Origin of the sequence: Pseudomonas sp. C 49-2 (assembly GCF_003970195.1) — a bacterium.
Classification (GTDB): Bacteria; Pseudomonadota; Gammaproteobacteria; order Pseudomonadales; family Pseudomonadaceae; genus Aquipseudomonas; species Aquipseudomonas canadensis.
In genome coordinates this window covers 373,469-398,191 of the sequence record NZ_RXYG01000006.1, presented here as the reverse complement: position 1 = coordinate 398,191, position 24,723 = coordinate 373,469, and the positions used below count along the sequence as shown (strand labels likewise).

The following is a 24,723-nucleotide window of genomic DNA, read 5'->3' as shown; positions in this document are numbered from 1 at the left end:
CTGCCCCGGAGTGAGGGCAATCGAGACGCCTGTAAGACTTTGTACCTTACTAGACGTCTGAAATCTGAAAACAGCACTAGTTAAGTCAAAAATGCTGGCACAGTCAAATATATGACGCACCGTTCGGACTAACTGAGCCCATTCAGCCGAACAGATGGTAAACCTTTGACGCATTCTTCGCTTGGTTGATCTGCGACATCTCTTCGAAAATCGCCTGGCGTTCGCCCGTCGTTACCTCAAGCAACTGCTGATAAACCGCCAGCAGGCTCTCAAGCTTTTCACGCAACGCATCCTCATCGACCGGCGCTTCACTGAGCACCTGCTCGATGACGTCGCGACAGCCCATGTCCAGTTCGCCGATAGCGTCCCAGTTACGGTCCGCCAGCGCGCCCATCAGCGCCTCACGGGTTTCATCAATGCGTTGCAATGCTTGGCTCATGACGTATTCCTCAAGGCCGATGGCCTTATTCTGCCGCGCCTTGTGGCGCGCCGATGGCATCCCAGCCTTCTTTAACGGTAATCATCAAACGCGCTACTTCGTCGATCATCTCGGCATCGTTGTGCAGATTCGCTTCCATCAGACGGTTAGTCATGTAGGCATACAGACTTTCCAACTGCTGGACGTAAGCCGGGTTATCGCTCTTTTCCGCATCCAGGCCGTCACGCAGGCCGATTACGATATCGATCGCCTTGCCGAGCATCAGGCCCTTGGTCGCGATATCGCCGCGCGCCAACGCACCTTTGGCCTGGGCCATGCGGTCGAGGCCGCCTTCCATCAGCATTTGCACCAGACGATGAGGGCTGGCTTCGGAGATCTGAGCATGGGAATTGACCTTCTGGTATTGGCGAAGGGCTCTCATGGGATTCATGTTTCTACCTCGTGACAGGCGACAGCGAAAAGGATTTCAGTAACCAATATGTCGACTGGGCCGCAAAAAGCTTTAGCGCCAGTCGTCTTCCGGTACAAAAAGGCCAGGCAGGTTGCCTGGCCTTTTGCATTCACTTGGAATCAATTATTGGTCTTGGGGTTGTTCAAGGCGTTGAGCGTGGTCATGACGCTGGTGCTTTGCTGGCGCAGCTGGGCGACCAGGGTGTCCATGGCGTTGTACTTGTCGGACAGGCTTTTGGTCAGCAGGTCCATGCGCTCATTCAGGGTTTCCTGCTGCTTGCCCAGGTCTTTCAGGCTGTCAGACAGTGAGGTGGAACGCGTGGCCAGGACGCCGGTGGTGGCTTTGGCGAAGTCATCGGTGGCGCTTTTCATGCGCGCCAGCATGCCATCCTTGCCGGTGAACATGCTGTTGATGTCGGCACCGTTGGTTTTAACCGCCGCGTCCCACTTTTTGTCATCGATCGTGAGCAGACCGGTGGTGGAGCTGGTGCTGATACCAAATTGAGCCAAGGACTTGAATTGACCGGTCCCGGACAATTCATTGAACTCATTCCGGATCGCAGCCTGCAGTGATCGCATGGTCGAGTCGCCTGTCAGGGCTGCTGGCGTGGTGCTGCCGTCCAGGTTCTTGGTGACCTTGGTTTCGGCATTCATGGCCGTAATCAGCGCGTTGTAGGAATCCAGGAAACCCTTGACCCCGGACTTGAGCGCCGCATTGTTGGTGCTGACAGTGATCAACGTCGCGTTTTTATCGCCCGTTGTGCCGGTCTTGTAGGTGGAGACCGCCACCAGCTTGATGTTCACACCACTGAGCGCGCCCTCGATATTGTTGGTCTTGGAGACCGACGCAACACCATCAATGCTGTACTGCGCATCCTTGGGATAATCGACAACAGTGGAACCCACGTCCAGCCCCGAAGTGCCAGAAAGCGTAAGATCCGAGCCGGTGCCCATGGTGGTCGACGTCAGGATCAAGCGTGAACCATTGGAGTCGGTCTGGATGTTCGCACTCAACCCCGAGGTACCAAATTGAGTGTTGATCGAATCCCGCACCTGCTGCAAGGTCGCGCCAGGCGGAACGCTGACATCGTATGCCTTACCGGATTGAGTGATCGTCAACGTGGTCGCTTTGTCCGTGGAGTTGACCACGGTGGAGGTGCCACCAGCGAAGTTTTTGCTCGACAACTTCGACGCCTGGGCCAACTGGTCGACGATCAATCGAAAACTGCCGTTCGAGGCCGTATTGCTGGCCGTCATGGTCGCGGTCTTTTCATCCGAGGACGAACCGGTCAAACCGGTGAAGCTGCTGTCCTTGGTCATGGAGTCCAGCGCACCACGGAACGCATCCAGCGCTGCTTGAATCTTGCCGATCGAAGACAGCGTGGTGGTCGCCTTCTGGGACGCGGTATTGATCTGTGTCTGCTTGGGCACCTTTTCGGCGTCCACCAAGGACTTCACGATCGCTTGCGTATCGATGTTCGAACCGATACCACTTACCGTTGAACCCGCCATCATCTATCTCCTGTTCGGTGGCTGCCGTTATCTTGACTTATGAAGCCTCAAGACCTGACAGCAACAAGTTTCATGCCAGCTCACGCCTTGTCGTCAAACAACACGTTGCTCGCGCTGGAAAGGCTCTGCGCCAATTTCAATGCGGTTTCCGACGGAATTTGGCGAATCACTTCACCATTGTCGGTATTGATGACCTTGACCACCACACGGTGGGTGGAATCATCAATGGAAAAATCCAGGCTGCGCTGGGCAGCTTGTACGAATTCGCGAATATCGGTTACTGCCTTTTCCAGGTCCGCACGCTCAGGCTCCTTGCCTACAGTCGGTACTTCCTGGACCTTGGTGACGCTTTTGTCGGCGACTGCCACAGAGGCAGGTGCGCCTTGAGGTGCAACCGGCGGATAAGACTGGTTCAGCTTCACACTCATGTCCATGTCCAATCTCCTCTAAACCGAAAAAACGGAAGGGCACGTAGACGCGCCCTTCCGTTAGTTACCAAGCGCTGGAGTTACTGAAGCAGCTTCAGTACAGCGGATGGCAGCTGGTTAGCCTGCGACAGGATCGCGGTGGAAGCCGATTGCAGGGTTTGTTGCTTGGTCAGCTCGGCGGTTTCGGAAGCGAAGTCGACGTCCTGAACAGTGGAACGTGCAGCGGTGGAGTTCTTCTGAATGTTCTGCAGGTTGTCTGCAGTGGTAGTCAGACGGTTCTGGGTAGCACCCAGGCCCGAACGCACGCTGTCGATGGTGCCGATAGCCTTGTCGATAACCGACAGAGCGTTTTGAGCCATGTCAGCACTGGTCACGTCAGTGTTGGCGATGGTGGTTTTGGCGGAAGCAGCGGTGGTGGCCGCAGCTGCGCCGAACAGACCGCCAACACCGGCGCCCGACAAGGAGTAACCCTTGGAGGAGTCCAGCGATACCTGGCCAGTGGCGATCATCACGTCGGTTTCAAGCAAAGCGGTGCCTGCACCGGTAGGGAAACCGCCAGCACCATCTTTGGATTTGATTGTAACAGCGGCTGCACCGGCGGCGTTGCCTGTGACAGCACCGAATACGACGTTCTCACCGGTATCTGACTTGATCGAAAGCGTTTTCTTGGATTCGTCGAAGTTGACGCTGATGCCCAGCTTAGCGGCGTTGGATTTCAGCTGATCAGCCAAACCAGCCTGGCTAGTGACACCAGTCATGGTGACTTTCTGACCACCAACAGTCAGGTCAAAGGTCGCACCAGCAGCAGGTGTGGCACCGGTAAACGCGGCAGCGTTAACTTCGATTTGGACTTCAGTGCTTGCTGTGGCAGTCAAACCACCAATGGCACCGTTCAACTTGCTTGCGATAGATTGTGCCGACGCTCCGACCGGTACGGCGATCGCATCGCTCACCTGGCCGTTACCGGTCACGGTGATAGTGCCAGCAGCGCTGCCGATACCGGCGGTGGTCGGAGTGATCGCGACGCTCTTGATCTGCTGCGAACCAATGTTGTTGGCTGCAACGTTTTCCAGGCTCAGGTTGATGGTTTCGTTGGCGTTGGCGCCAACCTGGATAGCTTTGGTACCGTACGAACCGTCCAGCAGCTTCTGGCCACCGAAAGTAGTGGTTTGCGAGATACGGGTCAGTTCCGAAGTCAGAGCCTGGTATTCGTCGTTGTTCGACTTACGGTCGTCAGCGCTCAGGGAACCAGTAGCCGAGGACAGAGCCAGGGTACGCATTTTTTGCAGGATGTCGGTCGAAGCCTGCATCGCGCCTTCAGCGGTCTGAGCGATGGAGATACCATCGTTCACGTTTTTGACTGCTTGGCCCAGGCCGTTGATTTGGCTGGTCAGGCGGTTAGCGATCTGCAGGCCGGCAGCGTCGTCTTTAGCGCTGTTGATACGCAGGCCGGAAGACAGGCGCTGCATGGAAGTGGCCAGGGCGCCGCCAGCTTTGTTCAGGTTGCCCTGAGTAGTGATGGAAGCAATGTTGGTGTTTACTGTTAAAGCCATGACGAAATCCTCGTTGGATGGATACTGCGGCTTCCGGCCCTGGCAACCGCCGGGTGTGGCCTGAGAACCTACGTAATAGTTATCGTCGTGGTAGCCGGTTGCTTGAGGATTTTTTTTGATTTTTTTACTGGCGCCGTGCCACCCCTTGCAATTCAAGGGTTTACGCGGGCACCAAACCCCGTTTTCATTGGGTTTTCTGGCGCCAAATAAAAAACGCCGAGGCTCTTTCGAACCTCGGCGTTTTTTATTGAAGCTATCAAGGCCTCAAGGGCGATAGAGAATCGCCGACCCCCAAGACAAGCCCACACCAAACCCGCTGATGGCCACGCGTTTCCAGGTGGCGTCCATCACGTGCTTTTCCAGCAACAGCGGAATGCTCGACGACACGGTATTACCGGTCTCGACCATGTCCTTGATGAACTTGTCCACGGGTGCATCTTCAAAACGACGCGCCACGGCGTCGACAATCGCCGCACTGCCCTGGTGGATGCAGAACGCATCAATCTCATCGGCCTTGAGATCCGACTCATTGAGCAGCTCATGCAAATGCGCCGGCACCTTGAGCAGGGCGAAGTTGAAGACCTGGCGGCCGTTCATGAAGAACACGCCGTCACTGACCTTCAGGTGCGGCGCACCGGAACCGTCGGTGCCGAACTTCGACTTGCCCAGCAACCACGGCGCATCTTCGCCCATCCAGGTGGCAGTAGCAGCATCGCCAAACAGCATGGTGGTGTTGCGATCTTCCGGGTCGACGATCTTGGAGTACGGGTCAGCGGTGATCAGCAGGCCGTTTTTCAGGCCCGCGGCTTCCATGAAGCCCTTCATCGCATAGATGCCGTAGACGTAACCGGAACAACCCAGGGAGATATCAAAGGCCGCGACGTGGGTCGGCAGGCCGAGCTTGTCCTGGACGATGGCCGCCGTGTGGGGCAAGCCCTCTTCATCACCGTTCTGGGTGACGACGATCAGCGCGTCGATCGACTCGCGTTTCAAATCCGGGTTGTTGGCAAACAAAGCGTTGACCGCCTCGACACACAGATCGGAGGTTTCCTGCGCGGCTTCCTTGCGCGGCAGGAACGCCGAACCGATCTTGCCAATGATGAATTCTTCATCCTTGGCGAATTTGGCACCCTGGGCGTAGTTATCGATCCCGTCTGCCGGCACGTAACTGGCGATGCTTTTTATGCCAATCATTGTGGCTTCCCAATACTAAATAGCTGGAGAACACCCCTGGGCCACGCCCGGAGTGCTGACAATAAAGGGGATAACCCCATAAAAATCTCGCTGAAAGCCGTCTCGCAAGGACCCTGTGACGACTTATCCTTTTCACACGATACAGTGAAGATGCGCTTTATGACTCACAGGTCACTCAATTTTGTGTGCTTTATGCAAAACCTTCAAACAATTAAGCCCCAGAAACGACAACGGCCCGCCCTGTTTCCAGAGCGGGCCGCTTGACGTAAAGCTACTTACATCTTGTTGAACAGGCTCAACTGCGAGATTTTCACGAAGGCCAACTGCGACGCTTCCAGCATGGTTTGCTGCAGGGTCAGGTTGATGGCCGCTTCACCCATGTCGATGTTCGCCAGGGCGCTCATCGTGGATTTGTTGGCCAGGCCGACGCTTTCATTCTCGCTGGACTGCACGGTGAGCGCATTCTGCCGCGCACCGATGGAGCCGCGCACGTTATCCACCTGGTTGGACGAACTGGTCAGGTTGCTGACCGCGGCGTTCAGGGCATCCTGCAGCTTCACCCGCGCGCCAGGAATACCGTCAGCCGGTTGCTCCAGGGCCTTGCGCAATTGGCTCAAGGTGTCGAGCGCACTCTGGGTTTTCTGGGTGCTGGCGCCGATCGCGAACTGATCACCCACAGCCGGTGTGCCGCTCAAGCCAAAGGTCACACCGGCGACAGTGATCGAGCTCGGCGTGGTAGTGGTGTCGATGACGCCTGAATCAATCGGCTTGCTGTTGGCGCTGTAGGGCTGTGCAAATACTTGGAAGGCCGACGAATCAGTGTCGCTGAACTTGACCAGCACACCGCTGTTGGCCGGGAAGGTGCTGGCATATTTAGCGGGGTTGCTGACCGTGGCATTGGTCAGCTGCGTCGGCGACGTGTTGCTAGCGGTGCGGGAGACGTTAAACGTGTCCGGCTTGGCGGCCAGGGTGAACTCACGGCCTTTGACCATGGCATCGGCATCAGGCCCGGTGGCCTTGTCGGTCAGGTCGACGGTGATATCGAACTTGACCCCGCGTATATTGATGCTGGCGCTGCCTTCCTTGGTGGAGTCGAACGTGCCATTACCAGGGAGCTGCGAGGTAATGTCGTTGTTATCCTTGTCCTTCACCACGTATTGGGTGCTGCTGGTGAAGGTCACTTTGTACGGCTGGCCGTCGGCGAACGACTTGCTGTAGTCGACACTCGAGGTAATCAGACCGGCCGAGATGGCAACTTTGTTGTCATTCACCTGCGACGGTGTCGTCGCCGGAGGCACAGGGGCCGGCGTGGTGTATGTGGACTGGGTGCGGCTGTTGTTGGCCGCGCCTTCCAGAATGGTCTTGCCGGTGTCGCCCGTACGCACGGTCAACGTCTCGGAAACCTGCAGACTCAGCTCGTTTTCGTCGCCCTGATAATTGTAGGTGCCGTCAATGTTGCGCGAGTACGGTGGCGTATCGGTCTTGGAGCCGGAGAATAGGTAGTTGCCCGCCGCATCCTTGCTGTTGAGCAAGCCCAGCAGTTGGTCTTCAAGGGCACCCACTTCAACCGAGATGGACTTGCGGTCGGCATCACTGGTCACGCCACCGGCCTTCAACGCCAACTGGCTGGCGGCCTGGATCGTCGCGCTGATCGCGGTCAACACGCTTTCTTCGTTAGTCAGCGAGCTCTGGATATTGGTGATGTTGCCACTGAACTGCGCCAGCATGTCTTTCTGCTGCTGCAGCATCAGCAAGCGCTGCGCCGCCACCGGGTCATCCCCAGCGGTTTGCACGCGCACGCCGGAACTCGCCTGCTGCTGAGCCTGCACCACGCCGGCATAGTTGTTCTGGTACTTGGCTGCACTGGTGTCGAAATACTGCTGTGTAGAAATGCGCATCGTCCCAGACTCCCTTAAAGACTATTAATCAGCGTGCTGAAGGTTTCTTGCGCGGCCTTGATGATCTGCGACGACGCTGTGTAGTACTGCTGGAACTTGATCATGTCGCCCGCCTCTTCGTCCAGGTTGACCTGGGACACGGAGTTGCGCGCATTTTTGTTAGCCGTCAGCAACGCGTTGGTGGCAGTCGTGTCCGTGGTAGCCGCTGCGGCCTTGGCGCCGACCGTCGAGACCAACTTGCTGTTGGCCCCGACCAGGCTGGTGCCGCCGGTGCCATCTGCCGCCACACCTACGGTCGCCTTGGTTTGCAGGTTCAGCAGTTCCTGGGCATTGCGGTTATCGGACTTGCCGCTGGCGTTGAACGAAAAGGTGGTGCTGTCACCATCGGTCGGCGAGCCAGCCACCGAGGTGTCAAAGCTGAAGCTCTTGGCCGGCACCACCAGGGCGCCGCTGGCATCGCGCATCGGTACGTTGATGCTGATCTTGTTGGCCTGCCCCGGAATAATGGTGCCGGTACCGATCGGATCGCCCTTGGCGTCGTTGATCGTGTAGCTCTGAGTGCCGTCGGCCGCAGGCTTGCCAAATACCATCTTCACCGGCATCGAGTTTTCAATGCCGACGCGCAGTTGCGCGGTATTGGCGCCACCCTGGAGATCCAGCGGCACGGTCAGGGTCGGCGGCGTGAAAGTGCCGGTGCCCTGGTTGGTTTTGCTGGCCTCGCCTTTAAGCGGTGCAGCGAAGGCAATCTTGCTCGGGTCGGTGAGGACTGTGCCGATGTCCTTCGCGCCGCTGGCGGTCGGGCTGACCTTGAAGCTGTCACCGGCCGACATCGGGCCGTTTTTAAGTTCAAGGGTAAAGCCGTCGATCACCGAAGGCGGTGTGGCGGAGATATCAAAGGTGCCCATGGCTTTGCCATCGGAGCGCTGCACCGTCACTTTGTTGAGATTGGCCGGGTCGCTGAAGGTGACCTTGTAATCGTAGTTCGTCAGCTTGCTGGAGTCCTTGATCGTCACACCCAGGCTACCGGCGCCTTGGTTGCCTTGGCCGGCCACACTGCGCAAAGCCACCGCCGCCGCGCTGTTGATGTCCTTGAACATCGACGCGCCGAACTCACCGTTGAGGTCGATGCCCTGCCCCAACTGGCTGTTGATCGTATCGGCGGTGACGATGGCAATGCGACCCAAGTCGTTGATGGCTGGCATCAATACGTCACTGCGATAGCGCATCAGGCCGCCGATACTGCCGCCACTGATCACATTGCCGATGTCTACCGCCGTGTTACCCGGCATGTTCATCTGAATGGTGTACTGGGTCGGATCGTCCTTGCCAGGCACTGCAGAAATCGAGTTGGACTGATCGCCCAGCACCAGCGATTGACCGGTGCCGGTGCTGACACTGAACACACCGTTTTTCTCGGTGGCGGTCACGCCGATCAGCTCATTGAGCGAGCGTACGGCCTCGGCGCGCGCATCCAGCAGGTTGGCCGGCGTGGTGTTCGACGCGCCTTGAACCTGGTTGATCTGCTTGTTGAGGGACGCAATCGACGAGGTCAGTTGGTTGACCTGGTCAGCCATGGAGGTCAACTGACTGTTGATGGTCTCTTTTTGCTGGCTCAACTGGTTGGAGATCGAGTTGAACCGGTTGCTCAAGGTCTGGGCGCTGGTGAGCAGAATCTGGCGCGCCGACGTGTCGCTCGGATTGGCGGATGCGGTCTGCGCCGCCGCGAAGAACGCGCTGAGCACGGACGACATGCCGGTGGTCTTATCCGACAGCGTCTTGTCCACGGCGCTGACCTGATCCAGATACGCCTTGGCATCGCTGTTGAGCGAGGTGCTGTTCTGGTACGCCGCGTCGAGAAACTCGTTATACACCCGGCGCACATCGGCCAGGGTGGTGCCACTGCCGATGAACACGCCACCGAACTGGTTCGCCGCGTTGGCGTTCTGGGTAGTCTGCTGCCGTGAGTAGCCCACTGTGTTGGCGTTGGCAATGTTGTTACTCAAGACCGACAACGATCCTTGAGCGGAATTGAGTCCTGACATCCCGATACTGAGCAAACTCATGGTTCAGACCTTATAAATGTGTGGTTGCGCCAGCGGCAGCGTAATTCTGGTAACTGTCCATCGTTTTGGCGATCTGCGAAATCTTGCTGGCATAGGCCGGGTCGGTGGCGTAACCGGCTTTTTGCAACTCGCGCACAAACTGTTCCGGGTTGTCGGCCGACTTCACAACTTCTTTATAGCGATCATTGCTTTGCAACAACGTCACCAGGTCGTGGAAGCTGTCCTGGTACGAGTCGTAGGAACGGAACTGCGCCGTTTCCTTGACCATCGCCCCATCACGGAACTCGCTGGTAATTGCGCGTGCCTGACCGCCCTGCCAACTCTGGCCGGCCTTGATGCCGAACAGGTTGTGGCTGCTGCTGCCGTCTTCGGCGCGCATCACCGATTTACCCCAGCCGGTTTCCAGGGCAGCCTGGGCCACCAGGTACTTAGGATCGACACCAATACGCGCGGCGGCCGCCTTGGCCATCGGCAACATGGTGGCGACAAATTCATCCTGCGAGCTGAAGGCTTTCTTCGCCGGTGCCAACGGTGGCTGGGCCACGGCGCGGCCGTAGACTTGCATGCGCCCGCTCGGCACGGCGAAGGTGCGCGCTGCACTGTTGACGACGTTGTCGTCAGCGGCGCTGTTACGCAGTGGCGCGGCCTTGGCTTCGCCGGTCACCTGGGTGCTTGGCACAATGCCGGCAAGCAGGCGATCAGTCAGCTTGCTCGGCAAGGCGATGCGCCGCTGATTCATCAATTCCATGTCATTGCTATGGGCCGACGGGGCACCCGCCTGTGGCTCAGCCACGCGGTAAGCCCACAGCGGACGCTGGCCATTGGAGCGACCCAAAGGCCCGTCAGCCTGGGTGCCCGCGGCAATTTCTGTCGGCACATCAACTTTCTTCACAGGCTCAGCCGCCGCCGGGCCTTGCAAGGTGGCGGCCTGGGCCTCCACCGGTTTGTTCTTCTGCATCTGGCGCATCAGCACGTCGGCCAGGCCGATACCACCGCCTTCGCGGGACATCGAGACCGCCAACTGCTGGTCATACATTTCCTGGTACTGCTTGGCGGCGGGCGTGTTCATCGGGTTGTCCTTGCCCAACGCCTCGGTGGCCGAACGCATGGACTTGAGCATCTCGCTCAGGAACAGCGATTCGAACTCCTGCGCCACCTTGCGCATGTTGCCTTCGCTGTTCTTGTCGGCACCGACCTTGAGCTGGTTAAGCCGGTTCAAGTCGGAGTAAGACCCCGAGTCCGCCGTGCTGCTGATGCCGCTCTTGCGCATATCCATGGCCATGGCCTCAGATCACGATCAGGTCGGCTTGTAAGGCGCCGGCCTGCTTCAGTGCTTCAAGAATCGCCATCAAGTCGCCGGGCGCTGCGCCCACCTGGTTCACCGCGCGGACAATCTCATCCAGGGTGGTGCCGGGGCCGAACTTGAACATTGGCTTGGCTTCTTGCTGGGCGTTGACGCGCGAACGCGGCACCACCGCCGTCTGGCCGTTGGACAACGGCCCAGGCTGGCTGACGATCGGGTCTTCGGTGATGGTCACGGTCAGGCTGCCGTGGGTCACCGCTGCCGGCGATACCTTGACGTTCTGACCGATCACGATGGTGCCAGTACGCGAGTTGATGATGACTTTGGCCACGGCCTGGCCTGGGTCGACTTCAAGGTTTTCCAGGATCGACAGGTAATCGACACGCTGGCTTGGATCCAGCGGCGCGGTCACACGGATCGAGCCGCCATCGATGGCCTGCGCCACGCCAGGGCCGAGCATATCGTTGATCTTGTCGACCACGCGCTTGGCGGTGGTGAAGTCGGAGCGGTTGAGGTTCAGGGTCAGGCTGTTGCCTTGGTTGAAACCGCTTGGCACGGTGCGCTCAACGGTGGCACCACCCGGAATTCGACCGGCCGACGGCACGTTGACGGTGATCTTCGAACCGTCGCGACCTTCGGCGTCAAAACCGCCCACCACCAGATTGCCCTGGGCAATGGCGTAGACGTTGCCGTCAATACCCTTGAGCGGCGTCATCAGCAAGGTGCCGCCGCGCAGGCTCTTCGAGTTACCGATGGACGACACAGTGATATCCACCACCTGGCCCGGCTTGGAGAACGCCGGCAAGTCAGCACTGATCGACACCGCCGCGACGTTTTTCAACTGCACGTTGCCCGAACCCGCCGGCACCTTGATGCCGAACTGCGAGAGCATGTTGTTGAAGGTCTGCAAGGTGAACGGGGTCTGCGTGGTCTGGTCACCCGTACCGTTGAGCCCCACCACCAGGCCGTAGCCGATCAACTGGTTGGAACGCACGCCGGAAATGCTGGCGATGTCCTTCAGGCGTTCGGCCTGGGCGACAGCGCTCAAGGAAAGCAGGAGTGCGGCCGCCATCAGCTGTTTGAAGTTCAAAGTGGCCACCTAGAAAGGGAACAGCGGGCTAAGGAAGAAACGGTCGAACCAGCCCGGCTGGCTTGCATCAGCGAACGAACCTGTACCCGAGTAGGTGATGCGCGCATCGGCAATCCGCGTCGACGGCACCGTGTTGTCGGTGGAGATGTCATCGGCGCGGACCATGCCGGCAATGCGCACCAGCTCATCGCCGGTGTTGAGGGTCATCCACTTTTCACCGCGCACGGCGATGATGCCGTTGGGCAATACGTCGGCCACGGTCACGGTGATCGAACCGGTCAGGCTGTTGCCCTGCCCTGCCGCGCTCTTGCCGTTGGTGGCACGGTCGCCGCTGTAGCCGGCGCTGAGGCTGAGGTCGCCGTCACCCAATGGATTATTGGTGTTGGGCACCGCGCCGAACAACGAGGTCAGGCCGAGGTTGGCCTTGCTGGTCTTGCCGATCTGCGAGTTAGCGTTCTTGCTGGCCTGGGTGCGCTCGTTCAGGGTGATGGTGATGATGTCACCGACCCGAAACGCCTTGCGGTCGCTGTACAGGTTCTGTTCGAAACCGGCCTGGTAGATCGAGCCATTGTTGGCGGCCGCTGGCAACGGCGTGCGTGGCAACACCGGCGCGTAGTACGGGTCATTGGGTTTTGGCGTCGGGGCGACACAGCCCGCGAGCACGGCAATCCCACTCAATGCCAGAACAGAAACATAGCGATTCATGACCCTTACCTCACGGTGTTGCAGGCGCCCTCAAGAGCGCCCCATAGACTTGATTACAGATTCTGCGTTACGAACGAAAGCATCTGGTCGGCGGTGGAGATCACCTTGGAGTTCATCTCGTAGGCGCGCTGGGTGGTGATCATGTTGACCATCTCCTCGACCGTGCTCACGTTGGACGTTTCCAGGGTGCTTTGCAGCGTGGTGCCGAAACCGTTCAGGCCAGGGGTGCCGATTTGCGGCGCGCCGCTGGAGGCGGTTTCCAGGAACAGGTTGTTGCCCATGGCTTGCAGGCCGGCCGGGTTGATGAAGTCGGCGGTCTGCAGGTTGCCGATCACTTGCGACGCGGGGTTGCCGGCCACAGTGATGGACACGGTGCCATCGTTGCCGACAGTGAAGGTCTTGGCGTCTGCGGGGACGACCACGGCCGGTTCCAGGGCAAAGCCGTTGGCGGTGACAATCTGACCGTTGGAATCCAGGTGGAACGTACCGTCACGCGTGTAGGACGTGGTGCCATCCGGTTGCAGGATCTGGAAGAAACCACGGCCGTTGATGGCCATGTCCAGCGGCTGGCCGGTCTGTTGCAGGTTACCGGCGCTGAAGTTCTTCTGGGTGCCGACGATCTGCACACCGGTACCCAATTGCAGGCCCGACGGCAGTTCGCTGTCCTGGGTCGACTGGGCGCCCGGCTGCTTCTTGATCTGATAGAGCAAGTCCTGGAACTCGGCACGATCACGTTTGAAACCCGTGGTCGACACGTTGGCCAAGTTGTTGGAAATGGTGGTCAGGTTGGTGTCCTGGGCGGACAAACCTGTTTTGGCAACCCATAGAGCCGGAAGCATGCTGTTCTCCTTCGTGCGCCTGTTTGTTGGCGCTGCATCGCAAAATTAGTGAGTGGGCTGCAATCAGCTCATCTGCATGACGCGAGTCATGGCCTGGTCGTCTTCCTTGGCGCTGTTCATCATCTTGATGTGCAGCTCGAACTGCTTGGAAAGCGCCAGCACCGCGGTCATTTCTTCCACCGCGTTGACGTTGCTCGCCTGCAGGAAGCCCGAGGTCAGCGTGACCGTCGCGTCAGCCTGGGCCGGCTGGCCATCCTTGGTGTGGATGGTGCCGTCGAGGCCTTTATTCATGTTCTTCAGGTCCGGTTGGACCAGCTTGATGCGGTCCACTTCAGCCATCACGCGCGGGCCTTCACCCATGGCGCGAATGCTGATGGTGCCGTCGGCACCCACTTCAATTTTCTGCTGGGGCGGCACGGCAATCGGACCACCGTTGCCCATGATCGGCATGCCGTTGCCGGCGCGCAGCACGCCCAATGCATCGACGTTCATGCTCGCGCTGCGCACGTAGGCTTCGCTGCCGTCCGGGGTCTGCACGGCCATCCAGCCATTGCCGCTGACGGCGACGTCCAGGTCACGGCCGGTCTCGATCATCGCGCCAGGAGAAAAGTCAGTGCCCGGGCGCTCAGTCAAGGCAAACGCCCGCGCCGGAAAGCTGTCACCGAACACCGGCATCGAACGTGCCTGCTCCAGGTCACGTTGGAAACCATTGGTGGAAATGTTCGCCAGGTTGTTGGCATGGGCCTTCTGCGCCAGAGCATTCTGGCTGGCGCCGGTCATTGCCACATAAAGGTACTTGTCCACGCTCTTTCCTCTTTCTGACGGACGCTTGCCGCCCACCGCTGTACTGATGAGGCTTAAGCAATTTGCGAACCAACTTTTGAAAAGAACGAGAAGTGCAGGCGGGGCGGGGGTTTGCGGCGAGGCGTGAGGATTGCCGGGTTGAGCGCGAGTCGAAAAAACGGCGGACTACTGCCGCCTGCGGCAAACACAGGTCTGATGGGTGCCAAAGAACAACGGTGGGAGGGGGCTTGCCCCCGATGACAGAGTATCAACCAACTGTGATTTGGCTGATCCAACGCCATCGGGGGCAAGCCCCCTCCCACATTGGGTTATTTATCGGTCTTCAGGATTTCGTAATCGCGCAGTTTATTGGCGATGGTGGTGTGGGATACCCCCAGTCGCTTACCCAACTGCCGGCTGCTGGAATGCTCAGCGTACAAGGCTTCCAACACCGCCTTCTCGAAGCGGCCGACGATGTCCTCCAGGCCACCCTCCAGCGAGAAATCGCCAAGGGGCTGACGCACGCCATAATCCGGCAGCCGAATATGTTCGGCCTTGACCGTCCCGCCGTCACACAACGACACCGCCTGGAACAACACGTTTTCCAACTGCCGTACGTTGCCCGGCCAGTGGTAGTGGCTCAGGCGATCCATGGCTGCTGGCGCCAGCTTGGGCAACGGGCAGCCGATCTGGCGACTGGCCTGGTCGAGAAAGTGATCAACCAGCGGCGCCAACCCATCCAGGCATTCGCGCAGCGGTGGAATATGTAGCGACAGCACGTTGAGGCGGTGATAAAGGTCCTGGCGGAATTCGCCACGGGCACACAGCTCGGACAAGTCCACCTGGGTCGCGCAGATCACGCGCACGTCCAGGTACACCTCTTCATCGCTGCCTACACGTCGGAAGCATCCATCCTGCAAAAAACGCAGCAACTTCACCTGTAGCCGCGCGCTCATCTCCCCGACACCATCGAGAAACAACGTACCGCCCGCCGTCAGTTCCAATAGCCCCAACTTGCCTTCGGCCCGTGCGCCTTCGAATGCGCCGGGACCGTAGCCGAACAGCTCGGTCTCGGCCATCGACTCTGGCAAGCCCGCGCAATTAAGCGCCATCAACGGCGATTGCCCACGCGGGCTGGCCAAGTGACAGGCGCGCGCCAGCAGTTCCTTGCCGGTGCCGGTTTCGCCTTCTATTAATAGAGGCGCATCCAGCGGCGCCATGCGTCGGGCTTCGCGCACCACGGCGGCCATGACTTTGGAGCTTTGGAAGATGCTGTCAAAGCCACGCAGCTCCTGCTTGCGCACGTTGTAGATGCGCTCACCGACGCGGTCGGCGCGGTGCAGGGTCAGCACGGCACCGGCCATGGCCTCGCTGTCATCATGCTCGGAGGATTGCAGCGGCGCGATGTCCGCCAAGAACACGTCGCCCTTGACCTTGACCCGCAGACCGTTGATCCGCGATTTGCTCGCGCGCACCAGTTCCGGCAAGTCGAAGTCCTCGGCATACCGCGACAACGGAATGCCCGGCACCTCATCCACCCGCACCCCGAGCAACTGCGCCGCCGCGCGGTTGGCGGCGACGATAGAGCCGCCCATGTCGATGGACAGTACCGGGAACTCCAGCGCGCCGAGCAGTGCATTGAGCTCCATATGCCGACGCTCGCTGGGCATCAGCCCTACCCTTTTGACGCCGAACACTCCGGCAATCGCCTCGAACTGCGGGCGCAGCGCCTGGAACTGCATGTTCACCAGATTCGGGCAAAACAGGTAGATGGCATTGCCATGCTCACCGCCGACCTCGCCCTTGGCGACGTTGACACCGTATTCCACCAACAGGTTGAGGATGTCCCGCAGGATGCCGATGCGGTTCTGGCAGTGCACTTTGATACGCATGAAGAGGCCCGAAAAGTGGGGGGGCGCCGCGTCTTTTTGTCGCTGGGCGCAGATAGTCGTCAAGATTATGTGACAGCTTGCAGGCTTTTCCCAGCCCAATGCAGCGGCCAGCCTCACAAGCGTAACGAATACTTTACGAAAAATGGTAAGTTTTCCTACGCAGCGCCGTTTTAAACGAGTGGAATCCGGCCGCGCACGGGTTATCAATAAGCTCATCGCAGGACATAACAAGAACGAATGCCTAGCAGGAGAGCCGTATGAAGCAGACGCAGTACGTGGCCCGCGAGCCCGATGCGCAAGGTTTTATCCACTACTCGCCGGAAGAACATGCGGTGTGGAACACCCTGATCACTCGCCAGTTGAAAGTGATCGAGGGTCGCGCCTGCCAGGAATACCTGGATGGCATCGACAAGCTCGGCCTGCCCCATGACCGCATCCCGCAATTGGGCGAGATCAACCAGGTGCTGGCCGAAACCACCGGCTGGCAAGTCGCCCGTGTGCCGGCGCTGATCCCCTTCCAGACGTTCTTCGAGTTGCTGGCCAACAAGCAGTTTCCAGTGGCGACGTTTATCCGCACCCGCGAAGAACTGGACTACCTGCAAGAGCCGGACATTTTCCATGAGATCTTCGGCCACTGCCCGCTGCTGACCAATCCTTGGTTCGCCGAATTCACCCACACCTACGGCAAGCTCGGCCTGGCGGCCACCAAGGAGCAACGCGTGTACCTGGCGCGGCTGTACTGGATGACCATCGAGTTCGGCCTGGTGGACACGCCCGAAGGTCGGCGCATCTACGGTGGCGGCATTCTGTCGTCGCCCAAGGAGACGGTGTACAGCCTGTCGTCCGAGCCCGAACACCAGGTGTTCGATCCACTGGAGGCGATGCGCACGCCGTATCGCATCGACATCCTGCAACCGCTGTACTTCGTCCTCCCCAACCTCAAGCGCCTGTTCGAAGTGGCCCAGGAAGACATCATGGGCATGGTGGAGCGCGGGATGCAGCTGGGTTTGCATGCCCCGAAGTTTCCCCCAAAACCCAAAGCTGCGTGAACCTTACATCTTGAGGCCAGGTGAGTCTGTTCCCTGGCCGCGCGTTGCTTTAGGGTGACGCTACTGATCTTCAAACACTCGAATTCAGGACACCATCATGACCACCTTGAACCAAGCCCACTGCGAAGCCTGCCGTGCCGATGCCCCTCAAGTCAGCGACGAAGAACTGCCGGTACTGCTCAAGCAGATCCCCGACTGGAACATCGAAGTCCGTGACGGTGTGATGCAACTGGAAAAGGTCTTCCTGTTCAAGAACTTCAAATTCGCCCTGGCCTTCACCAACGCCATGGGTGAAATCTCCGAAGCCGAAGGCCATCACCCAGGCCTGCTCACCGAGTGGGGCAAGGTCACCGTGACCTGGTGGAGCCATTCCATCAAGGGCCTGCACCGCAACGACTTCATCATGGCCGCGCGCACCGACGAAGTGGCCAAGGACGCCGAGGGCCGCAAGTAATGCATTTCGATGCGATTGGCCGCGTGCCCGGCGACCCGATCCTCGGGCTGATGGACCTGTACGCCCAGGATGCCAACCCGAATAAGTTCGACCTCGGCGTGGGTGTCTATAAAGACGACCAAGGCCTGACGCCAATTCCACACTCGGTAAAACTGGCCGAACAGCGCCTGGTGGACACACAAACCACCAAGACCTACATCGGCGGCCACGGCAATGCGGCGTTCGGAAAGCTGATCAGCGAGCTGGTGCTCGGCGCGGACTCCGCGCTGATCCGCGAGCGACGTGCCGGCGCCACCCAGACCCCAGGTGGCACCGGCGCCCTGCGCCTGAGCGCCGACTTCATTGCGCACAACCTGCCCGGTCGTGGCGTCTGGTTGAGCAACCCGACCTGGCCGATCCACGAAACGATCTTTGCCAAGGCCGGGATCCCGGTGAGTCATTACCCTTACGTGGGCGCTGACAACCGCCTGGATGTGGCGGCGATGCTCGCCACCCTGTCCACCGTGCCCGAGGGCGACGTGGTGCTGCTGCACGCCTGCTGCCATAACCCGACCGGTTTCGACCTGTCCCAGGACGACTGGCGCCAGGTGCTGCAGATCGTGCGCGAGCGCCAGTTGCTGCCACTGATCGACTTCGCCTACCAAGGCTTTGGCGATGGTTTGGAGCAGGATGCCTGGGCGGTGCGGCTGTTTGCGGCCGAGTTGCCGGAAGTGCTGGTCACCAGTTCGTGCTCGAAGAACTTCGGCCTGTACAGCGACCGTGTCGGCGCGTTGATCGTGTGCGCGGCGGATGCCGAGAAACTGACGGATGTGCGCAGCCAACTGGCCAACACGGCGCGCAACCTGTGGTCGACGCCCCCGGACCATGGTGCTGCGGTAGTGGCGACCATCCTGGGCGATGCCGAGCTGAAGAAGCGCTGGAGTGACGAGGTCGAAGCCATGCGCTCGCGGATCGCACACCTGCGTTCGGGCTTGGTTGAGGCGTTGGCGCCACACGGTCTGTCGGAGCGGTTTGCGCATATCGGGGCGCAGCGTGGGATGTTCTCCTACACCGGATTGAGTGCCGAACAGGTGAAGCAACTGCGCGAGAAACACAGCGTGTACATGGTGAGTTCGGGGCGGGCTAACGTGGCGGGGGCTGATGCGACGCGTCTGGCATTGCTCGCCGAGGCCATAGCCGACGTCTTCAACTGACGAAATTGGAACCAAATGTGGGAGCGGGCTTGCTCGCGAATGCGGTGTATCAGTCAGTACATTTGGTGACTGACACATTGCATTCGCGAGCAAGCCCGCTCCCACATTTAGACCGAGTAGGGCCGTCAGCCTGTGACCATCTCTGCTTTCAGCAGTGCCTCTTTCGCCTGCGCATCCGCCAACCGATACAACTCGATACTCCCATCCCAGTGCTCGATCAACGCTGTGCACGACTCCACCCAATCTCCGCAGTTGAGGTAATCCACCTCGCCCACCTTGCGAATCTCCGCATGGTGGATATGCCCGCACACCACACCATGCAACTCGCGCTTGGTCACCTCGTGGGCGATGGCTTCTTCGAAGTCGCTGATGAAGTTCACGGCCGTCTTGACCTTGTGCTTGAGGTACGCCGACAGCGACCAATAGCCATAGCCGTAGCGCGCACGCCAGTGGTTCAGCCAGCGGTTCAGCGTGAGGGTGAACTCGTAGGCCGAGTCACCGAGGAACGCCAGCCAGCGGTGGTAGCGGGTGATCACGTCGAACTGATCGCCATGAATCACCAACAAATGCCGGCCATCGGCAGTCACGTGCACCGCTTCGTCCACCAGTTGGATATTGCCCAGGATCAACTTGGAATAACGGCGCAGGAACTCGTCATGGTTGCCGGTGACATAGATCACCTCGGTGCCACGCTTGGCCATGGTCAGCAGGCGGCGGATCACGTTGGTATGGGCCTGGGGCCAATACATGCCGCCACGCAGTTTCCAGCCGTCAATGATGTCACCGACCAGGTAGACCTTGTCCGCGTGATAGCCCTTGAGGAACTGCGATAAATGTTCGGCCTGGCAATCCCGGGTGCCCAGGTGCACATCGGAAATCCACAGGGTACGAACCCGTTGCTTGCGGCTGGGCTTGGCGAACTCGGCACTGGTCATGGGCATCCCTCGACGGTGTTTTCGCGAGCTTGCGCCCTGGCGATTAATAGCCCATGACAACTGTGCGTCAGTCTGATGACAGCGCTCAGGGCCTGCAAACCGTTGTAGACTGCCAGCTTGCCGCCCAGGAGACCGCAATGGGACCCACCCTCACCCTACGCCACTACGTCGACGCGCCCCTCGCTCACAGCCATGACCATGCGCAGCTGGTATTCGGCCTGTCCGGGCACCTGGACCTGGAGGTGGACGGCCGTGGCAGCCAAGTGCGCGAAAGCAGCGTGATGGTGCTGCCCTTCTCCGCCCACCACGCGTGCGGCAGTCGCGACGGTAGCCGCTGCCTGGTGCTGGATGTGCCCACTGAGCATTGGGTGCTGCAATCGTTGGGCGAGCATGCCGATGCCAGTCGTCGCCTGCTCGATCAGCCCGCGCGGCTGACGTTGGACTCGCGGCAAAGCCAGCTAGTGCAATGGCTGGCGCACAGCCCGGTGCATGACCCGTTGATCGTGCAGCAAGGCGCGGTGCTGTTGCTGGCCAGCCTCAATCATCCGCTGGACCAACCCCTACCAGGCCGGCGCCTTCCGTATGCGGCGTTCAATGCACATATCGAACGGCATGTTGCGCACCCACTGCAGGTGGCCGACCTGGCACGTATCGCCGATCTGTCGGTGGCACGCCTGCACGCACGCTTCATGGCGGAATGCGGGCAAACACCGATGGACTACATCCGCAGCCGTCGCCTGCACATGGCCTTGGACCTGTTGCGCAAGACACCGCTGCCCATCGGTGAAATTGCCGATCGCGTCGGTTACGCCTCGCAAAGCGCCTTCGCCGCCGCGATGCTGCGAGAGTTTGGCGCCTCGCCGGGCGCTTTGCGTCGCAACCCGTAGGAAGAGTTTCGCGATAAACATCGCGAGCCGGACGACAGACACCCACGCGGGCGACCCACTAGACTGCGTTTCTGTCACCCCCATGACTCAAGGATCGCAATGACTCCCCGTTCAGCCCTCGGCGCCCTGCATATCGGCGCATTGATGTTTGGCCTCACCGGCGTATTCGGCAAACTGGCGGCCGCCTCCCCGGCCATCATCGTCTTTGGTCGCGCCGTGTTTGCCGTGGTAGCACTGGCGGTATTCGCACGGTTTGCCAGCAGCACCACCTGGAAAACCCTGGAACTGCGCGACTGGCGCCGGCTGCTGATCAGCGGCGTGTTGCTGGCGGCGCACTGGGTGACCTTCTTTATTGCCGTGAAAGTAGCCGGCGTGGCGGTTGCAACCTTGGGCTTCACCGCATTTCCGGCCTTTACCGTGATCCTCGAAGGGCTGATTTTCCGCGAGCGCATCCGCGCCAACGAAGTGCTGCTGGTGGTGCTGGTCAGCGTCGGCCTGGTATTGGTGACCCCGGACTTCAACCTCGCCAGCGAAGCCACCGGTGGGTTGCTCTGGGGGATCGCCTCGGGGCTGCTGTTTTCCCTGCTGTCACTGAACAACCGCGCCAGTTCCGGACGTATCCCGGCGGTGCAGGCAGCGCTGTGCCAGAACGTGGTGGTCGCCGTGTGCTTGTTGCCCGTGGCGGCGCCCGGTCTGACAGAGGTGCGCGCGATTGACTGGTTATGGATAGGCCTGCTCGGGGTGTTCTGCACCGGCCTGGCCCACAGCCTATTTGTCGCCAGCCTCGCGGTGATCAAGGCGCGCACCGCTTCGGTGGTGTTTGCCATGGAACCGGTCTACGGCATTACCGCGGCCTGGCTGCTGTTTGCCGAAACCCCGACGCTGCGCATGCTCCTGGGCGGCGTGCTGATCATCGTCGCAATCGTGCTTTCCGGGTTGATGGGTGGTGCCAGCCAGGCCAAACAGCCCGTTGCAACGACTTGATCTACACTTTGAACATCCGCAACAGTTTGTCGTCGTTCAACGGATAACCGACAGCTCGATGACAGCCTGGGTATTTTCTGAAGTTGCTGCACGCGAGTGGTCACAACCTCAACGCGATGCGGGAGCTTTACCATGGAAATGCTCATCAATTTGTTAGTGCAGATCATCAGCGGCGCCGTCGGCGGCAACATCGCCGGCATGACCAAACAGAGCCTCGGGACCGGGCTCAATACCCTGATCGGCGGTGTCGGCGGGCTGGTGGTCGGCCAAGTCGTCGCGGCACTCACAGGCACCTCGGGCGGCGAAGCCCTGGACGTGGCGGCAGTGGGCAGCAACATTGTCGGCGGTGGTGTCGGCGGACTGGTGCTGACGTGGGTGATTGGCTTCATCAAGCAAAAGATGGCGGCCAAATAACCACCGTGTCACCGCCCTCACACGGCGGTGACGTTTACTGCGTACGGTCGTTATGCCCCAGGTCACGCTGCGGGTCGATCTGGTCACGTACGCGCTGCTTGAGCACCTTGGCCTCGGGAAAACCGCCGTCCGCCTTGCGCTCCCAAATCTGCACGCCATCACACGTGATACGAAACGCGCCGCCGGTGGCCGGTTCCAGCGCCACTTTGCCCAAGTCATCGGCAAACGTGCTCAACAGTTCCTGCGCCAACCAGGCGGCGCGCAGTAGCCACTGGCACTGGGTGCAATAGGTGATGACGATCTCGGGTTTAATCGAAGACATAATTTGAGAGGCTCCAGGCGTAACGGGCTCAGCGGATCGAGTGGCTATAATAGCGGCCTTTATCGCCCAGCCTCGAGATTCATGATGCGCCGCCTGCTGTCCTGCCTGTTTCTTTGCCTGCTACCCCTTTTCGCCGACGCCGTCGAACCGCCACGCCCGAAAATCGGCCTGGTGCTGTCTGGCGGTGCCGCCCGTGGGCTGGCGCATATCGGCGTGCTCAAGGCGCTGGAGGAGCAAGGTATACAGATCGATGCGATTGCCGGCACCAGCATGGGCGCGGTGATTGGCGGGCTGTACGCCTCGGGCTACAAGATCGATGAGTTGGAAAAACTGGCGCTGAGCATCGACTGGCAACAGGCACTGTCCGACGCACCGCCTCGGGAAGACGTGCCGTTCCGGCGCAAGCAGGATGACCGGGATTTCCTGGTCAAACAGAAACTCAGCTTTCGCGACGATGGCAGCCTGGGCCTGCCACTGGGCGTAATCCAAGGCCAGAACCTGGCGTTGCTGCTGGAAAGCATGTTCGCCCACAGCAGCAACACGCGTAACTTCGACAAGCTGCCGATCCCCTTTCGCGCGGTGGCGACCGATATCACCACCGGCGAGAAAGTGGTGTTCCGCAAGGGCCACCTGCCCCAGGTGATCCGCGCCAGCATGTCGATCCCGGCAGTCTTCGCGCCAGTGGAGCTGGATGGCCGGCTGCTGGTGGACGGCGGCATGACCGATAACATCCCGCTGGATGTGGCGCGGGAAATGGGCGTGGATATCGCCATCGTCGTCGACATCGGCACCCCGCTGCGTTCGCGCAAACAACTGGCGACGGTGGTGGACGTGCTCAACCAATCGATCACCCTGATGACCCGGCGCAACTCCGAAGAGCAGCTCAAAGACCTGCACCCCAAGGACATGCTGATCCAGCCACCCCTCGCCGCCTATGGCGTAACTGATTTCGGCCGCGCCAAGGACATGATCGATGCCGGTTACCGCGCTACCCGCGCCCTCGACGCGCGCCTGGCCCACCTGCGCCCCGCCGAGCCGATCGACCCCCAACTGGTAGCCGCCCGCACACCCGGCGAACGCACACCGGTCATCACCGCCATCAACGTGGAAAACGACTCGAAGGTCAGCGACGACGTGATCCGCTACTACATCCGCCAACCCCTGGGCGAGCCGCTGAACCTGGGCCGCCTGCAATCGGACATGGGCACCTTGTACGGCCTGGATTACTTCGAGCAGGTGCAATACCGCGTGGTGAAAAAGGGCCAGGATAATACCTTGGTCATCAGCGCGCGCGGCAAACGCAGCGGCACCGACTACCTGCGCCTCGGCCTGAACCTGTCAGATGACATGCGTGGCGACAGCGCCTTCAACCTCGGTGCCAGCTACCGCATGAACGGCATCAACCGCCTCGGCGCCGAATGGCTGACGCGGGTGCAGATCGGTGACCGCCAAGAGCTGTACAGCGAGTTCTATCAGCCGATGGATACCGGCTCGCGTTACTTTGTCGCGCCGTACATCAGCGCCCAGGCACAGAACGTCGAGCTGATCCTGGACAACGACCCCATCTCCGAATATCGCCTGGAACGCTACGGTTTCGGCTTGAACGTCGGACGGCAGATCGGCAACAGCGGCGAGATCCGCTTCGGCGTCGGCGAAGCCTGGGGCAAGGCGGATGTGCGCATCGGTGACAGGGATTTGCCCAGCGTGAGTTTCAGCGAAGGCTTCTATGAACTGAAGTACTCCTTCGATTCCCTGGACAACGTGTACTTTCCCCATACTGGCGAAGACATCGGCCTGGCCTACCGCGAGTTCGAACCGGGCCTGGGCTCGGACCAGCGCTACCGCCAGTGGGAGTTCAAGCTCGACAAAGCCATGAGCCACGGCCCGGATACGCTGGTGCTGGGCGGACGTTACGGGCGCACCCTGGATGATTCGGACGTGGTGATTTCCAGCTTCCTGCTGGGCGGTGCGCGGCAGTTGTCGGGCTTTCGCCAGGACGCGATCTCGGGGCAGAACATCAGCCTGATGCGCGCGGTGTACTACCGCCGGCTCACACCGCGTTCGTACCTGCCGCTGGATTTCCCGCTGTACCTGGGCGCGTCACTTGAGCGTGGACGGGCGTGGAACAACGACAATGAATTCGACAGCGGGTATATCAACGCGGCGAGTATTTTCCTGGGGTTCGATACACCGTTGGGGCCGCTGAATTTCAGCTACGGGTTCAATGATGACAACCAGAAGGCGGTGTATCTGAACCTGGGGCAGACGTTCTAAAAAGGTCGTTCGCAAAACTAATGTGGGAGCTGGCTTGAATGCGATGCAGGCACCTCGATTTT

23 protein-coding genes are annotated in these 24,723 nt (G+C 60.0%); 7 read left to right on the top strand and 16 right to left on the bottom strand.

What is annotated here, in order from left to right:
- Nucleotides 1–142: 142 nt before the first annotated feature.
- The 14 genes from fliT to EJ576_RS14995 form a co-directional block, all read right to left on the bottom strand.
- Entirely contained in the window at nt 143–439 is a 297-nt protein-coding gene (gene fliT, locus EJ576_RS15060) for a flagellar protein FliT (protein ID WP_028617332.1), read from the bottom strand.
- A gap of 25 nt (nt 440–464) precedes the next feature.
- On the bottom strand, nt 465–869 hold the full coding sequence (fliS, locus tag EJ576_RS15055) for a flagellar export chaperone FliS (protein WP_028617333.1): 405 nt from the start codon (nt 867–869) through the stop codon (nt 465–467).
- Nucleotides 870–1,009: 140 nt separating this feature from the next.
- Complete coding sequence (gene fliD, locus EJ576_RS15050) at nt 1,010–2,401, bottom strand: flagellar filament capping protein FliD (protein ID WP_126570625.1); 1,392 nt, start codon at nt 2,399–2,401, stop codon at nt 1,010–1,012.
- Nucleotides 2,402–2,481: 80 nt separating this feature from the next.
- Complete coding sequence (locus EJ576_RS15045; RefSeq protein WP_126570624.1) at nt 2,482–2,835, bottom strand: flagellar protein FlaG; 354 nt, start codon at nt 2,833–2,835, stop codon at nt 2,482–2,484.
- A 74-nt stretch (nt 2,836–2,909) separates the two neighbouring features.
- On the bottom strand, nt 2,910–4,382 hold the full coding sequence (locus tag EJ576_RS15040) for a flagellin (RefSeq protein ID WP_126570623.1): 1,473 nt from the start codon (nt 4,380–4,382) through the stop codon (nt 2,910–2,912).
- Nucleotides 4,383–4,646: 264 nt separating this feature from the next.
- Nucleotides 4,647–5,576 (bottom strand): ketoacyl-ACP synthase III, encoded by a 930-nt coding sequence (locus tag EJ576_RS15035; protein ID WP_010208730.1) that lies wholly within the window; start codon nt 5,574–5,576, stop codon nt 4,647–4,649.
- Between the two features lie 275 nt (nt 5,577–5,851).
- Complete coding sequence (locus EJ576_RS15030; RefSeq protein WP_123474466.1) at nt 5,852–7,474, bottom strand: flagellar hook-associated protein 3; 1,623 nt, start codon at nt 7,472–7,474, stop codon at nt 5,852–5,854.
- Between the two features lie 14 nt (nt 7,475–7,488).
- A complete protein-coding gene (gene flgK / locus EJ576_RS15025) occupies nt 7,489–9,537 on the bottom strand; it encodes a flagellar hook-associated protein FlgK (RefSeq protein WP_122726724.1) in 2,049 nt (682 codons plus the stop codon).
- Between the two features lie 10 nt (nt 9,538–9,547).
- Nucleotides 9,548–10,819, bottom strand: coding sequence for a flagellar assembly peptidoglycan hydrolase FlgJ (gene flgJ / locus EJ576_RS15020; protein ID WP_061449189.1), 1,272 nt, complete (start codon nt 10,817–10,819; stop codon nt 9,548–9,550).
- Nucleotides 10,820–10,823: 4 nt separating this feature from the next.
- Nucleotides 10,824–11,912, bottom strand: coding sequence for a flagellar basal body P-ring protein FlgI (locus EJ576_RS15015; RefSeq protein WP_033901075.1), 1,089 nt, complete (start codon nt 11,910–11,912; stop codon nt 10,824–10,826).
- A 27-nt stretch (nt 11,913–11,939) separates the two neighbouring features.
- Nucleotides 11,940–12,635, bottom strand: a complete 696-nt coding sequence (flgH, locus tag EJ576_RS15010) for a flagellar basal body L-ring protein FlgH (protein ID WP_028617341.1) — start codon at nt 12,633–12,635, stop codon at nt 11,940–11,942.
- 53 nt (nt 12,636–12,688) lie between these two features.
- On the bottom strand, nt 12,689–13,474 hold the full coding sequence (gene flgG, locus EJ576_RS15005; RefSeq protein WP_005790105.1) for a flagellar basal-body rod protein FlgG: 786 nt from the start codon (nt 13,472–13,474) through the stop codon (nt 12,689–12,691).
- Between the two features lie 63 nt (nt 13,475–13,537).
- Nucleotides 13,538–14,278 (bottom strand): flagellar basal body rod protein FlgF, encoded by a 741-nt coding sequence (locus EJ576_RS15000; protein ID WP_015885209.1) that lies wholly within the window; start codon nt 14,276–14,278, stop codon nt 13,538–13,540.
- A gap of 308 nt (nt 14,279–14,586) precedes the next feature.
- Nucleotides 14,587–16,149 carry a sigma-54-dependent transcriptional regulator gene (locus EJ576_RS14995; RefSeq protein ID WP_122726722.1) on the bottom strand — a complete coding sequence of 521 codons (1,563 nt, stop codon included), beginning with the start codon at nt 16,147–16,149 and terminating at the stop codon, nt 14,587–14,589.
- Nucleotides 16,150–16,406: 257 nt separating this feature from the next.
- Between EJ576_RS14995 and phhA the strand changes: the two genes are divergently transcribed.
- From phhA to EJ576_RS14980, 3 genes are all read left to right on the top strand, one after another.
- Nucleotides 16,407–17,198, top strand: coding sequence for a phenylalanine 4-monooxygenase (gene phhA, locus EJ576_RS14990; protein WP_028617343.1), 792 nt, complete (start codon nt 16,407–16,409; stop codon nt 17,196–17,198).
- Between the two features lie 97 nt (nt 17,199–17,295).
- Nucleotides 17,296–17,652 carry a 4a-hydroxytetrahydrobiopterin dehydratase gene (locus EJ576_RS14985; protein WP_010208721.1) on the top strand — a complete coding sequence of 119 codons (357 nt, stop codon included), beginning with the start codon at nt 17,296–17,298 and terminating at the stop codon, nt 17,650–17,652.
- A complete protein-coding gene (locus EJ576_RS14980; RefSeq protein WP_126570622.1) occupies nt 17,652–18,845 on the top strand; it encodes an amino acid aminotransferase in 1,194 nt (397 codons plus the stop codon). The genes EJ576_RS14985 and EJ576_RS14980 overlap by 1 nt, the downstream gene beginning before the upstream one ends.
- Nucleotides 18,846–18,970: 125 nt before the next feature.
- Here EJ576_RS14980 and EJ576_RS14975 read toward each other — a convergent pair whose 3' ends face one another.
- Complete coding sequence (locus EJ576_RS14975; protein ID WP_122726718.1) at nt 18,971–19,780, bottom strand: UDP-2,3-diacylglucosamine diphosphatase; 810 nt, start codon at nt 19,778–19,780, stop codon at nt 18,971–18,973.
- A 137-nt stretch (nt 19,781–19,917) separates the two neighbouring features.
- Between EJ576_RS14975 and EJ576_RS14970 the strand changes: the two genes are divergently transcribed.
- From EJ576_RS14970 to EJ576_RS14960, 3 genes are all read left to right on the top strand, one after another.
- Nucleotides 19,918–20,667 (top strand): AraC family transcriptional regulator, encoded by a 750-nt coding sequence (locus EJ576_RS14970; protein WP_122726716.1) that lies wholly within the window; start codon nt 19,918–19,920, stop codon nt 20,665–20,667.
- Nucleotides 20,668–20,766: 99 nt separating this feature from the next.
- Nucleotides 20,767–21,651, top strand: coding sequence for a DMT family transporter (locus EJ576_RS14965; protein WP_126570621.1), 885 nt, complete (start codon nt 20,767–20,769; stop codon nt 21,649–21,651).
- A 132-nt stretch (nt 21,652–21,783) separates the two neighbouring features.
- Nucleotides 21,784–22,065, top strand: coding sequence for a hypothetical protein (locus EJ576_RS14960; protein WP_126570620.1), 282 nt, complete (start codon nt 21,784–21,786; stop codon nt 22,063–22,065).
- Between the two features lie 34 nt (nt 22,066–22,099).
- On the opposite strand, the gene EJ576_RS14955 is transcribed toward EJ576_RS14960, so the two are convergent.
- Entirely contained in the window at nt 22,100–22,387 is a 288-nt protein-coding gene (locus EJ576_RS14955; RefSeq protein WP_028617348.1) for a SelT/SelW/SelH family protein, read from the bottom strand.
- 84 nt (nt 22,388–22,471) lie between these two features.
- On the opposite strand from EJ576_RS14955, the gene EJ576_RS14950 reads away from it, so the two are divergent.
- Nucleotides 22,472–24,661, top strand: a complete 2,190-nt coding sequence (locus EJ576_RS14950) for a patatin-like phospholipase family protein (protein WP_126570638.1) — start codon at nt 22,472–22,474, stop codon at nt 24,659–24,661.
- Nucleotides 24,662–24,723 lie beyond the last annotated feature (62 nt).